Consider the following 13,191-nt stretch of genomic DNA (forward strand, 5'->3'; position numbering starts at 1 on the left):
ACCGGTCCCCACCTCCTGGGCCGCTCGGTGACCGGCCCGCGCCGACCCGGCCGCCCGACCCCCGCACACCTGACCCTCCGGAGCGTCCGATGAACTCCGTCGTCGCCGGCATCACCTACCGCGCCGTGCTCGGGCGCCGCCGGGTGCTGCTGCTGATCCTGCTGCCGCTCGTCCTTATCGGCCTGGCCGTGGTGCTGCGCCTGGTGGGCAGCACCGACGAGCGGGCCACGGTCACCCTCATGCAGGTCTACGCCATCGGCACGATGCTGCCGCTGCTCGGCCTGATCGCCGGCACGGGCACCATCTCGCCCGAGATCGACGACGGGACGATCATCCACCTGCTGTCCAAGCCGATCTCGCGCCCGGTGATCGCCGTGACGAAGTTCGCGGTCGCCGCCTCGCTGCTCGCGCTGTTCGCCGCCGTCCCGACGTTCGTGGCCGGGTACCTCCTGCTGCGCGACGAGGCCGGCATCGCCGCCGGGTTCGCGCTGGGCGCGCTGATCGGCGGCATCGCCTACTCGGCGGTGTTCCTGCTGCTCGGCGTGATCACCCGGCACGCGGTGACGGTCGGCATCATCTACGCCGTGGTCTGGGAGAGCCTGGTCGGCGGCCTGGTGCCGGGGGCGCGCAACTTCTCCATCCAGCAGTGGGCGCAGACCTTCGCCGGGCAGCTCACCTCCACCGACTTCTTCAAGCCCACCGTCACCATGGGCTTCGCCGTCCCCGCCGTCCTGATCGTCACCATCGGCGCCGTCCTGTGGGCCGGAAACCGCCTGCGCTCCCTCTCCCTCACCGGCGACGAGTGACCCGCCGGTTTCAGCTCCGCACCAGCACGATGAGTTCGTTCGCCGGCAGGCGGCCCTCGAAACGTTCCTGAAGGCCCGCGAGCCCGGCCATGGCCTCGGTGAGCCGTTCGGCTGCCTCGTCAGAGCGCATCAGCAGCGTCACGGCTGCGAGCAGACGCATGCGCGCGTGAGCGAAGTCGATCACGTTGTAGAGGGCGCCACCGCACAGCACCGGGGCGATCAGTTGTTCGGCCTCCTCGGCCAGACGCAGGGCGCGCCCGTAGAGGCTCTCGGCATGGCCGGGCGAGGCCGGAGAGGTGTTCACCGACAGGACGGCAATGCCTGCTCGCAGGGTCGCGACGGGGTTTCCGCGGTGTCGCAGTGTGAAGGACAACCCTGCGCTGAACTCGGTGAGCGCACGATCGAAGGCGGTGCGGTTGAAGGTCGTGAGCGGGGGTCCTCCCTGGGGCGTCCGCCCCCGGCCGCCCCCGGCCGTGATCCGCGCCGGCCGCCACAAGGTCCGCAGGGCGCGCAGCGCGACCATCGTGCCCTCGAATCGCTCGTCATGCATCACCAGGGCCAGGCCGAGCGCGCGCCTGAGGTCGTGTGCCCCGCCAGAGGTGTCCGAGCCGTCGTAGTAGTCGAGGAGCGCGTCCGGGGGGTGAGCCGGGTCGCCGGCGAGGCCGGACAGCCGGCCCAGAGCGCCGGCGCGGTCGAACTCCCCCGCCGGATCACCGCCCATGAGGCCGAGCCGGCGCGCATGAGCTAGATCGGCGGCATGCTGGAGCGCCTCCTCCAGGTGCGACACGATGACCCCCCACTGCTCCAGGCTCAGGTAATCCAGCAAGTCATCGACTTGCCCCAAGGCGCCCAGAACCTCGTCGATCTGCTCCATGAACGGCGCGAGCAGGGTGGCCGACGAGAACAACGGGGAGAGTTCCCTGGAGTCCAGGGATGCCCTGCCTGGCAGGTTGGAGCCGATCAGTTCGTCCAACGTGAGGAACCTGGTGAGGCCGACATGGGACGCCAGATCCAGGCCGAGAGCCTGTCCCAGTCGCATGACACGGGAGAGCACAACGGCGCGGCGGACGTGCGGCGCGCGGTCCAAGACGAGGTTTCCGAGGCGTTCGAGCTCTAGGCGCAACGCCAGGACCAGGACGCGGGCGAAGTCGTCCCGGACAGGTCCCGGCGACGGCGTCTCGACGTATCTCAGCGCGGCGGCGAAAACGCGCGTGTGCGACCACACCTCGGCGGGAGGCTCCGCACCCAGCGCCAGGGCGAGGTGGTCGCCACAGAGGGCGACGTCGCGCGCCAGGTAGCCGACGAGCCGCGAGACGTCGGGCGCGTACGGGGAGGCGACGCCGACCGGCTGGTGCAGGACGACGCCGTCGGCGGTGACGGTGACCTCCGATGGCTCGGGATCACCGGCGGCCCCGGCGTCGCCCGGGCCGCGCGCCCAGACGGTGTGCCCCGACACACCGGCCACCAGGCTCAGGGCGGGGTCGCCCATCTCTTCCAAGGTCGGCAACCGGTAGGTGACGTCGCCGTCGAGCAGATCGTTCAACCAGCCGACGAACAGGTGAGTGTGACCGGCGAGGACTCCCATCGCCGGCCCGTCTCCGGCCGCCCCGGGCGGCGCGTCCTGGCGGCCGGCGGACGGCATGTCCCGACCGTTCCGGGGCGGCGCGTCCCCGCCGCCCGAGGGTGAGGCGTCACCGGACGGCGCCTGGCCACGTGCGCCGTACCAGGTGTCGCCGCGAACGCCCGTGTCGCGGAGGAACATGTCGTACAGGTCGCGGGAGACCGGGCGGGCGCAGACGGCGGTGTTCTCGTCGAGCCAGATGACCTCGCGCAGGCTCCGCGCGGCCTTCACCCCGGCGAGCAGGCGCCGGCGGTCCTGGTCCTGCTCGGCGTCGCCCGCGTGCAGCAGGGCCTCCAGCCGCTCCCGGACGCCGGGGTCCACCTGGAGGGCCTGCTCGGCGCAGTCGAAGGCCAGCGCCAGGGCCCGGACGGTGCCCGAGGCCAGGCACGCCTCGATGACCGGGGTGGCGTCGGCGTTGGCCGACCACAGCAGGATGGTCTCCCGCCACCACGGGTCGTCCACGTGGCCGGCGAGCGGGCCCGGGTCGTGCTGGCCGATCTGGGCGGCGGCCAGGTACTCCTGCAGGGTGAGGTGGGCGAAGGCGTACCTGCCGTGCTCGCGCTCCACGAGCAGGCCGCTCTTGCGGGCCTCCTCCAGGAACACCTCGGGGGTCACGGTCCCCGACACCTGGCGCAGCGCCCCCCTGATCGCCCTGCCGGCGTCCATGGCGGCCATGTCGCGGACCCTGCCCCGCATCATGGCCAGCGCCAGGTGCCGGACGACGCGCTCCTTCTGCGGGCCGCGCAGGCCGGTGGCGTCGGTCAGGTTGCGGGCCTCCTGGCGGCGGTGCAGCAGGACGTCGCACATCTCGGCGTACAGCGCGGCGCGGCCGGCCGGGAGCTGACCGCGGTAGCGGTGCACGTTCGCGATCATGGTGAGCAGCAGCGGGTTAGCCGCCAGATCGTACAGGCCGGGAGCCGCGCGGAGGCGGGCGAGCAGTTCGTCGGCCTTGCCGGCGGCGATCTCCTTGACGGCCGGGCCCGTGGCGCCGGCGGCGCGGCTCTCGATGGCGTGGTACCAGCCGTGCAGGTAGCGGGTGATCTGCTCGTGGGTGAAGCGCCGCACCTGGAGCACCTCGGCGCTCGGCAGCGGGTTGGACAGGTAGCCGTGCGGCCGGGAGGTGACGACGTACCGGTTGCGGGGATGCCGCTCGATCTGCCGCCGGATCCACGCCACCACGCGGACGCGGTCTTCCTCGTCGGCGACCTCGTCCAGGCCGTCCAGCAGCACGACGCAGCCGCCCCGGTCGAGCCGCCGCTCCAGCCACGCGGCGGGGATCCTCCCGGCCAGCCAGCCGGCCGACGTCGCCACGTCGGCGAGCCCTGGGGGCTGCGCCGCCGGCAGCGCTCCCGCGTGGTCGCGGAGATAGAGCAGGACGGGCAGCGGGCCGCGCCTCCAGAACCGCCACGTACGCGTGCTCAGGTTGAGCGTGGTGGTGCGGACGAGGGTCGTCTTGCCCGAACCGGGGCCGCCGATGACCGCGAGCACCCGGCCGCCGTCGTGCCCCGCCGCGAGGAACGACTCCAGCGTCCGCCGCTCGCCAGGCACCGCGTGTGGCCGGGCGGGGACGGCGCCGACGTACGGCTCGCGGGCGGTGTCGTGCGTCGGCTTGGGCATCAGGCTGACATCGACGTACACCTGCCGCGTGCGCAGCATGAACTCGCTCTGCGTGGCCACCCCGAGGGTCTCCATGTAGCTCACGCTGGCGCGCACCTGGCGCAGGTAGACGCCGAGGCTTCCGCGCGGCGGCCGGGCACCCGGGACGGGCGACGGCGGGGAGACCAGCAACTCCCGGGACAGTTCGGCGATCAGGGCGAGGGCGAACGCGGCGTACGCCCAGTTCCAGCTCAGCGCGCCGTTGTCGAGCACCTGGTTGGTGGCCACCCCCGCCGCGACGACGCCGGCCGCGCCGGCGACCACCCGCGCCAGGACCTTCAGACCCCGCACCGATGCCCTCCTCCTCGCCGGCCCACGGACACCACTGAACCGGAATCGCCCCCGGCGGACGGGGCGTTTCGCCGATCCGAGATCTCCGCCGAGCGAAGCGAGGCCAAGCGAACACAGCCAAGCGATTCCAACGGATCGGCCCAAGAACCCGCTCGGGGCGCGGCGGTGCTCTGAGGAGGAAGGAGGGTGAGGAACGAGCCCGGATGACGACGAAGAGCGCCGCCTCAAAGGCGCCCCGAGCCCGCCGAGCGAAGCGAGGCCAAGCGAACTCAGCGGCGGAACATCAGGCGGATGCACACTCCGATGGCGACACAACCGACCGAGAAGACCAGCAGCAGCGTCGAGACGGTGAAGCCGAGCACCCACAGGCCTCCCTCACCGTCGGGCCGGGGCGTCATGCCGTTCCACACGGCCAGCAGCGGCTGGGGCAGCGAGAAGGGCACCAGGACGGCGAGGGCGCTCCCCACGCGGACGACGGCGCCCAGGATGACCGCGACCAGCAGCACCCCGGCGCACGTCCACGGATACAGCAGCGAACGGAAGAAGTCGCCGTCGGTGCCGGTGGCCGCCAGCGTCCATGTCAGGGCCACACCTCCGGCAAGGGAGATGACGGCCATCACCTGGTGCCTGCGCCTACCGACCACGAGCAGCCACCTTAGATCACCCTAGATGCGGAAAAGCGGTTGAGTCTCCACCGACTGGAAGGTGAAGTCTTGACCCTCGAAGCATCGCCCTGACCGATGCTTCGCGGACATGACTGAGGAGACGAGAAATCATGCACGATTTGGCCAAGCTCTCCGCACCGGAACGGCAGCGGATCGTCGACGGCTTCGTCGACCAGGCCTTCGCCGGCATCGCCCCCGACGCTCCCGGAGCGGGCATCGGGCAGGCCATGCGCCGGTTGCCCGACGAGCTGCCGGACGCCCCCGCCGAGGAACTGGGCGAAGCGTGGTCCGAGCTGGTCGGGCTGCTGTCGGACGAGGCGTTCCAGCGGCGCGTGCGCCAGATGGTGCTCGCGGGCGTCGAGAGCGGCGGGCAGGCGGAGCCCTACGACGCGCAGACGGTGATCGAGCACGCCGGGGCGGCCGTCGCGGCGGGCGTCGCCCCGGAGTCGCCGGAGGGCCGGCAGGTGCTGGACCGCATCGTCGCGCCGGAGACGCCCGCCGCCGAACGGGCCGCGCTGGCCGACCGGCTGGAGACCTTCACCGATCGCCGGGTGGAGCGCTACTGGGAGCTGATGTCCGTGCTCAACGGCCGCCCGCCGTACCCCTCGGGCGTGCCGTCCTTCGAATGGGTCATCGCGGCACTGCGCGCCCACGCCTGACCCGCGCTCCGAATCCGCGCCCGCGCCACGGGCACCGGCCTGCGTCTCGCGCCCGTGTCCGCCCCTGGACGCGAACGTCCCCCGCACGACGAGGTCGTACGGGGGACATCGGCGTCAAGGCCACGACCGTCCGCTCCGCGCCGCGGCCGTACCGGGGCCGCCGGCGCCCGTGCGGGCGTCGCGGCCGGTCAGGCGCAGGTGGCGCGGACGACGTCGGCGAGCTTGCGGGCGATGGACTCGGCCTCGTCCTGGGACTCCGCCTCCACCATCACCCGGACCATCGGCTCGGTGCCGCTCGGCCGGATGAGCACCCGGCCGCCGTCGCCGAGCGACTCCTCGGCGGCGGCCACGGCCGCCGCCAGCTCCTGCGAGGCGGCCGCCTTGGCCTTGGAGACGTCCCGGACGTTCACCAGCACCTGCGGCAGCCGCGTCATGACCGAGGCCAGCTCCGACAACGAGCGGCCGGACCGGTTGACCTCGGCCAGCAGGTGCAGCGAGGTGAGCAGGCCGTCGCCGGTGGTGGCGTGGTCGAGCATGACCACATGACCCGACTGCTCGCCGCCCAGGTTGTAGCCGCCCGCCTTCATGGCCGCAAGGACGTAACGGTCACCGACGGCGGTCTCCACCATGGTCAGCCCGGCCTTGGTCAAGGCGTGCTTGAAGCCGAGGTTGGACATGATGGTGGCGACGACGGTGTCCTTGGTGAGCGTGCCGGCGGAGTGCATGGCCATGGCCAGCACCACCATGATCTGGTCGCCGTCCACGACCTCGCCGGACGCCGTCACGGCCAGGCAGCGGTCGGCGTCGCCGTCGTAGGCGATGCCCGCGTCGGCCCCGCGCTCCACGACCGCCTCGCGCAAGGCATCGAGGTGGGTGGAGCCGACGCCCTCGTTGATGTTCAGGCCGTCGGGCGAGGCACCGATCGTCTCGACGACGGCCCCCGCGCGCAGCAGCGCCTCAGGCGCCACCATGTGCGCGGCGCCGTGCGCGCAGTCGATGATCACCCGCAGGCCGTCCAGGCGTCCCGGCAGCGTCTCCAGCAGGTGGGAGACGTACCGGTCGGCCTCGCCGTACGCCTCGCGCACCCGCCCGACGGCCGCGCCCACCGGACGGCTCCACTTCTCGCCGAGCCGCTGCTCGATGTCGTTCTCGACCGCGTCGGGCAGCTTGTACCCGCCACGGGCGAAGAACTTGATGCCGTTGTCGGGCGCCGGGTTGTGCGAAGCGGAGATCATGACCCCGAGGTCGGCCCCGAGGGCGGAGGTCAGATAGGCGACGGCCGGGGTGGGCAGCACGCCGAGGCGCAGCACGTCCACACCGGACGACGCGAGGCCGGCGACCACGGCGGCCTCGAGGAACTCCCCCGAGGCGCGCGGGTCCCGGCCCACGACGGCGACCGGGCGGCCACGCCGCCCGACGCTCGACTCGAACGCGCCGGCATCGCCGAGGACGTGAGCCGCCGCGACCGAGAGGTCCATGGCGAGCTCGGCCGTGAGGTCGCGACCCGCGACCCCACGAACCCCGTCGGTGCCGAACAGCCGACCCGTCAACGCTTGCTGTACTGAGGAGCCTTACGGGCCTTCTTCAGACCGGCCTTCTTCCGCTCCGTCTCACGGGCGTCGCGGGTGAGGAAGCCGGCCTTCTTCAGCGGCGGACGGTTGACCTCGGTGTCCAGCGCGGTGAGCGCGCGGGCGAGGCCCATGCGGACGGCGCCGGCCTGACCGGTCACGCCGCCGCCGTCGATGCGGACGAAGACGTCGAACTGGTCCTCGGCGCCGAGCGTCACGAAGGGCTCGTTGACGATCTGCTGGTGGACCTTGTTCGGGAAGTAGTTCTCCAGCGAGCGACCCTCGATGGTCCACTTGCCGGTGCCCGGCATGATGCGAACCCGGGCGATCGCCTCCTTGCGGCGGCCGGTGCCGTAAGAGTTGCCCGTGGTGATGGGCTTACGTGCGGCGACCTCGCTGCTGGGAGCGGACTCGCTGGTGTACTCGGACGGGAACTCCTCGGAGTTGTCCGCAATGTCCAGCTCGCCCTCGAGGGGCGTCTCGACACCGGTGGGCTCGGCCACGGTTCTCCTCTAACTTTCGATCTCGGCGTCAGCCGTCGGCCAACGGTGTGCGACTACTGGGCGACCTGGGTGATCTCGAACTGCACCGGCCGCTGCGCCAGGTGCGGGTGCTCGGAACCGGCGTAGACCTTGAGCTTCTTGGCCATCTTCCGGCCGAGAGAGTTCTTGGGGAGCATGCCCTTCACGGCCTTCTCCACGGCCCGGTCGGGACGCTTCTCGAGCAGCTCGCTGTAGGAGACCGAGCGCAGACCGCCCGGGTAGCCCGAGTGACGGTACGCCTTCTTCTGCTCCAGCTTCTTGCCGGTCAGGGCCACCTTGTCGGCGTTGATGACGATGACGAAGTCACCGGTGTCGACGTGCGGCGCGAAGATCGGCTTGTGCTTACCGCGGAGCAGCGTCGCGACCTGGGTGGCCAGCCGACCCAGCACGACGTCGGTGGCGTCGATGACGTACCACTGACGCTGTACGTCGGTGGCCTTAGGGGTGAACGTGCGCACGGTGGTAAGCCTTCTGTCGGGTTGGCGTGTCTGGCGGAGGTCGTGGGCGGGCGCACGACAGCCCAGACCTTCCGTCTCCACGAGCAGGGAGATGACGCCGGACCGCGCCGCGCACCGGTCACGAGGGACCAGTTCGCACACAACAAATGTGCAGACTACCGCCGGTGACGGGCTCGGGTCAAAACGGCGACGCCGGAACCTGGACCGTCACAACGGGTCCGCCCGGCGAGTCTACTCCGTGATCGGACCAATGCCTCAACGAAAACCAGTCCCTCGCGTCTCTTCTTTAACATGAGCTGACCTCTCTATATTGGCAGCGGTATGTGTCAGCGCCCTCACCTTCGGCACACCCAGCGGTTCCCCCGTCGGCGGACCCACGTGGGTCTGCTGGCATGCCTGACACTGGCCCTGGTCGCCTGTTTCGTGGTGGTGCGGCTGAACGGCGCCGAACGGCCCGACGAGATCTACCTCCAGACCGGCCCTCCCGCGCCGACCCGCACCCGGCTCCTCGCGGCGCCCCGGCCCACCGCGACGTCCTCGGTCGACCGCGCGCCCCTCGGCCACGTCACGCGCCCGCTCGTCTCACCCACCGCCGGCGCGCGCTCGCAGCCCACTCCCACGGCCACCAGGCGGCGCCACACCATCGACGGCTCGGGGTCGGAGATGCCGCCCGGCACGAGCGTCGGCACCGCGAGCGGCAGAGACGACACGGCGCAGGCGCCCCCCGACGGAGCACCTCCGGTCGCCCGGCTCGAGGCCGCGGCCGTCCGCCTCACCAACCAGGAGCGCACCGCGCGGGGATGCGCTCCGTTGCGCGTCGACCCGCGGCTCACCCGGTCCGCGCGCGCCCACAGCCTGGACATGGCCGCGAAGAACTACTTCGGCCACACCTCGCCCGGCGGGCTCAGCCCGTGGGACCGCATGGCCCGCGCGGGATACAGCAACAGCGCTGCCGAGAACATCGCCCGCGGCTACGAATCGGCCGAGGAGGCCGTGCAGGGCTGGATGGCCAACACCGGGCACCGCCGCAACATCCTGAACTGCCGGATCACCACCGTCGGGGTGGGCGTCGCACACGGTTCGGGAGACACATGGTGGACACAGGACTTCGGCTATTCCTGACTTGTCGTGTCGTCGTGCCCGGCTAGTCTCGGCGCATGGGTTACCCCGGGGATCGACAGCCACGCCGCCAGCCTTACCAGCCGTACGAGACACCTCGGCAGCCCGGCGACCTCCGGCCGGAGACCGAGCCGCAGGAGGAGGCGGGCGGGCCGGCGTCATGGACGGCCACGCCGGAACCCGACCCTGACCCGCCCTCCTGGGCCCGCGCCGACGAGCGTCGTCCACACCCATATGGCGACCCCTCCGGCGCCTCCGGCGATCCCACTTTCGGCGTCGGCCGCACGTACGGCACGCCCCGCACCTCCGCCTTCCCCGAGCAGCCGGGCCACGTCCGCCCCTTCGAGACCCCACGGGCGGGCGACGGCGCCACGTACGGGCACACGGCACCGGGCTCGGCGTTCGGCAACACGGAAGCGGGCTCGGCGTTCGGAAGCACCGGCGAGGGGTCGGCGTTCGGGAACACGGGCGCGGGGGCGGCGTCCGGCCGGCCGGCGTACGGCGAGACCCGTGGCGACACGGGCGGGGACGGCGCCTACGGCCGGACGCGGGCGTACGGCGCGGAAGGCCCCGGCGGCTCCTTCGGCGGGACGCAGAGCGGCGCGGCGTACGGCGACACTCAGGGAGGCAGGTCGTCCGGCGAGCCCCGCGGCGGTACGTTCGATCCCCGCGGCGGTTCCCCCGAGACGCGTGCAGGCTCCTTCGAGCCCCGCGGCGGTTCGTTCGAGCCGCGCGAGAGCGGGCCGCTCTCCGGACGGCAGGCGCGACCGCGTCCCTTCGAAGACCTCGGCCGGCGGCCGTTCGAGCCGCCCGCGCCGGCGCAGAACGACCCGTTCACCCGAGCCACGTCCCAGACGGGCCCCTTCTCCGCCACCCCGTCCCAGCCCACGTCCTCGTTCGAGAACACCCGCGCACAGACAGGGGCCTTCGAGAGCCCCCGCGCGCAGACCGGATCCTTCGAGAGCCGCCGTGCACAGACCGGGTCCTTCGACAGGACGCGGGCGCAGGCGGAGCCGTCCGAGGCCGGGTCGGCGGGGGCGGTGCCGCCGCCGCCCAAGGAGGCCAGGAGGAGCGAGCCGGACCTGGTGCCCCGCACGTCGCGCGCTCCGCTCTTCATGATCGGAGGCGTCCTGGCGCTGGTCGCCGTGATCGTCGTGGGCATCGCCATCATGAGCGGCAGCGACCAGCCCACCGGCACGGCCGCTCCCTCGCCGAGCGGTGCGACGGCGCAGGCGCCCGTGGTGGGCCGCGTCGGAGGCGGCAAGTACGGCTTCGCGGCCTCGCGCAAGAGCGATCCCCAGCCGCTCACCCTCGGCGAGGTGTTCGGGCGCAAGAAGGTCACCACCCACGGGCGCTCCTACTCCATGACGGTGCGGCGGCTGGACAAAAAGTGCAAGGACGCCGTACACGGCACCAAGATGCAGAAGGTTTTGACGGCCGGCAAGTGCACGCAGTTCCTGCGGGCCAGCTTCCGCGACGCGCACGGCAAGCTCATCGGCACGGTCGGCGTGGCCAACCTGAACACCGCCGCCGGGGCGAAGAAGGCCGCCAAGACCGGCACCGGCGGCGAGCTGGAGGACTACGTCAGCCCGCTCCAGGGCAAGGACTCCGCCACCAAGCTGCTCGGCAGCGGCGGCGAGTCGTACGCCACCGCGTGGCCCCAGGGGCACTACCTGGTGTTGCTGTGGTTCCAGTACAAGGACGGGCACAAGCCGTCCAAGGATGAGCTGAAGCGGCTCAACCGGGCGGCGATGGACATCACCGAGACGACCGTCTTCTCCGCGCTGGACACCCGAGCGCTCACCGGGGCCCGGAGCAACTGACCGTCAAACCACCCTTTATAGGAACTTAAGCGGACAAATCACCTGTCGAGCTAGACCAGGAAACGCCCATAGCGGTATGCCGATCTCTGACTGTGGATACGCTTCCGCGTATGCGTGGCCAGGATTCCGGATCCGAGCACGAACGCGGGACCGAGAGCTCGGGGGCTCCTTCGATGCCACCCCCGAGCTTCGGGCAGGTACGCCCGCACGTGCCAGGGACCGACCAGAGCGTGACGGACCCCGACTCGACCCAGGACGTGAGATCCCCCGCCCTCAGAGAGGCGCGGGGCCCGTCCTCCTCCCAGGGGACACCCACTCCCACCCCCGGTGACACTCCGCCCGCCCACCCCGGCGACACCGTGTCCGGCCACCCCGGCGACACCCCGACCGCTCACCCAGGCGACACCGTGTCCCACCGCCCCGGCGACACCCCGACCGCCCACCCCAGCGACACCACGTCCCGCCACTCCGGCGACACCGTGTCCCGCCGCCCCGGCGACACCCCGACCGCCCACCCCAGCGACACCGTGTCCCACCGCCCCGGCGACGCCCGGCCGGCCGACCGGTTCCCCCTGGACTACGAGTGGTTCGATCCCGACCAGCCTCCCCAGCACAACTACCGCTCCGTCGGCTCCTCCGGCAGCCCCACTCCCGCCGCTCAACCCGCACCGTCCCAGACCGGCTTTCCCGCGAGCCCGCATCAAGGCCTCGCCGCCTCCCATGGCGGCCCGGCCGGCACGCCCCCCGGTGGCGCGGCGAGTCCGCCCGGTGATGCGATGAGTCCTCCTGGCGGCATGGCGAGTCCTACCGGTGGCTTGGCGAATCCTCCCGGCGGCATGGCGGGTCCGCCCGGCGGCATGGCGAGCGGTGCTTCGCCGGGCAGCACCCCTCGGATCGGCCCGGAGGCATGGCAGTCCCCCGCGCCCTACGACACGACCACCGGCCGGCCATACGGCTCGCCACAGGATGGGTCCCAGGGCGCCACCCGCAACAGCCCCATCGGCACCCCTGAGAACGGGCCATACGGTGGTACCGGCGACGGGACGCGCCCCCCGTCAGGTGACCAGTCGTCCGCCGCGTCAGGTGTGCACCAGATGTGGGCCGCACCGGTGCTCCTTCCTCAGGAGACCGCGCCCGCCGAGCCGCAGGTCTCGATGCCGGCGCTCAGCCCGCCGAGTTCCTGGGCCGTCCCCCCCGTCCCGTCGACTCCGGCACCTCAGGACGCGCCCTCTCCTGCGCAGAACCCATTAACGTCTCCTGCGCAGAACCCGTCAACGTCTCCTGGGCAGAACTGGTCATCGTCGCCGCTGGACGCCCTCCGGCCCGCTCCACACTGGGCGGCGCCTCCCCAGGACGCGCCGGCTCCTCCCCTCCCCGGACCGCAGGCCGGTTCGGCGCCGCAGCAGGCGCCGTGGGCGTCGCCCACCCCGCAGGACCGCCCATGGGCGCCGCCGGCCCCGCAGGGCACCCCGTGGACACCACCCGGGTCACAGGGAACGCCGCCGGGATCACAGGGAACGCCTCCGGCGTCGCAGAGCGGCCCCTGGACACCGCCATCGGCTCAGGACGGCCCCTGGACGCCCCCGGCGCCGCAAGATGCGCCGTGGACTCCGCCGACACCTCAGGACGGGTCCTGGACGCCTCCGGCGCCGCAAGATGCCTCCTGGACGCCCCCGGCACCGCAGGACGGCCCCTGGACGCCTTCAGCACCGCAAGGTGCCTCCTGGGCGCCCCCGGCACCACTGTCCAGTCGTTCGGCGCCACAGGACGCGCCGCCCACCCCACAGGACATCCTGTTCGGCCGGTCCGCGCCACACGACGCGCCACCCGCACCACAAGACCTGCCGTCCAACGGCCCCACGCCACAGAACGTCTCATCGGTGCCACCCATGCCACACGACCCTCTGTCGGGGCGTCCCACGCCGCAGGACGCGTCATCGGCGTCCCCCAAGCCGCAGGACGGGCCGGCCACCTCGCCGCAGG

At 72.3% G+C, this 13,191-nt stretch carries 9 protein-coding genes; 4 read left to right on the forward strand and 5 right to left on the reverse strand.

The annotated features are described in order from the left end of the window. The first annotated feature begins 89 nt into the window (after positions 1–89). Positions 90–806, forward strand: a complete 717-nt coding sequence (locus tag ABZT47_RS08110; RefSeq protein WP_354837517.1) for an ABC transporter permease subunit — start codon at positions 90–92, stop codon at positions 804–806. Positions 807–816: 10 nt separating this feature from the next. Here the strand turns inward: ABZT47_RS08110 and ABZT47_RS08115 are convergent, their stop codons facing one another. Together ABZT47_RS08115 and ABZT47_RS08120 are read right to left on the reverse strand one after the other, a co-directional pair. Continuing rightward, complete coding sequence (locus ABZT47_RS08115) at positions 817–4,374, reverse strand: NACHT domain-containing protein (protein ID WP_354837519.1); 3,558 nt, start codon at positions 4,372–4,374, stop codon at positions 817–819. Positions 4,375–4,643: 269 nt separating this feature from the next. Next, on the reverse strand, positions 4,644–5,018 hold the full coding sequence (locus tag ABZT47_RS08120; RefSeq protein WP_354837521.1) for a hypothetical protein: 375 nt from the start codon (positions 5,016–5,018) through the stop codon (positions 4,644–4,646). Between the two features lie 131 nt (positions 5,019–5,149). Here ABZT47_RS08120 and ABZT47_RS08125 point away from each other — a divergent pair, with 131 nt between their 5' ends. Further along, entirely contained in the window at positions 5,150–5,698 is a 549-nt protein-coding gene (locus tag ABZT47_RS08125) for a hypothetical protein (protein WP_354837523.1), read from the forward strand. Positions 5,699–5,886: 188 nt separating this feature from the next. Here ABZT47_RS08125 and glmM read toward each other — a convergent pair whose 3' ends face one another. From glmM to rplM, 3 genes are read right to left on the reverse strand one after another with little or no spacing between them, the layout of a single operon-like run. Beyond that, positions 5,887–7,248 carry a phosphoglucosamine mutase gene (gene glmM, locus ABZT47_RS08130; protein ID WP_354837525.1) on the reverse strand — a complete coding sequence of 454 codons (1,362 nt, stop codon included), beginning with the start codon at positions 7,246–7,248 and terminating at the stop codon, positions 5,887–5,889. Continuing rightward, entirely contained in the window at positions 7,245–7,769 is a 525-nt protein-coding gene (gene rpsI, locus ABZT47_RS08135; protein WP_354837527.1) for a 30S ribosomal protein S9, read from the reverse strand. Before rpsI ends, glmM begins: the two co-directional genes overlap by 4 nt. Before the next feature lie 53 nt (positions 7,770–7,822). Next, positions 7,823–8,266: a 50S ribosomal protein L13 gene (gene rplM / locus ABZT47_RS08140; protein ID WP_354837529.1), complete on the reverse strand. Its 444-nt coding sequence runs from the start codon at positions 8,264–8,266 to the stop codon at positions 7,823–7,825. A gap of 378 nt (positions 8,267–8,644) precedes the next feature. On the opposite strand from rplM, the gene ABZT47_RS08145 reads away from it, so the two are divergent. Then, a complete protein-coding gene (locus ABZT47_RS08145; RefSeq protein ID WP_354837531.1) occupies positions 8,645–9,388 on the forward strand; it encodes a CAP domain-containing protein in 744 nt (247 codons plus the stop codon). Between the two features lie 35 nt (positions 9,389–9,423). Further along, complete coding sequence (locus ABZT47_RS08150) at positions 9,424–11,208, forward strand: hypothetical protein (protein ID WP_354837533.1); 1,785 nt, start codon at positions 9,424–9,426, stop codon at positions 11,206–11,208. Positions 11,209–13,191: the final 1,983 nt, after the last annotated feature.

The organism is Sphaerisporangium sp. NPDC005289, assembly GCF_040607455.1.
In the GTDB taxonomy this organism is placed as follows: domain Bacteria; phylum Actinomycetota; class Actinomycetes; order Streptosporangiales; family Streptosporangiaceae; genus Sphaerisporangium; species Sphaerisporangium rhizosphaerae.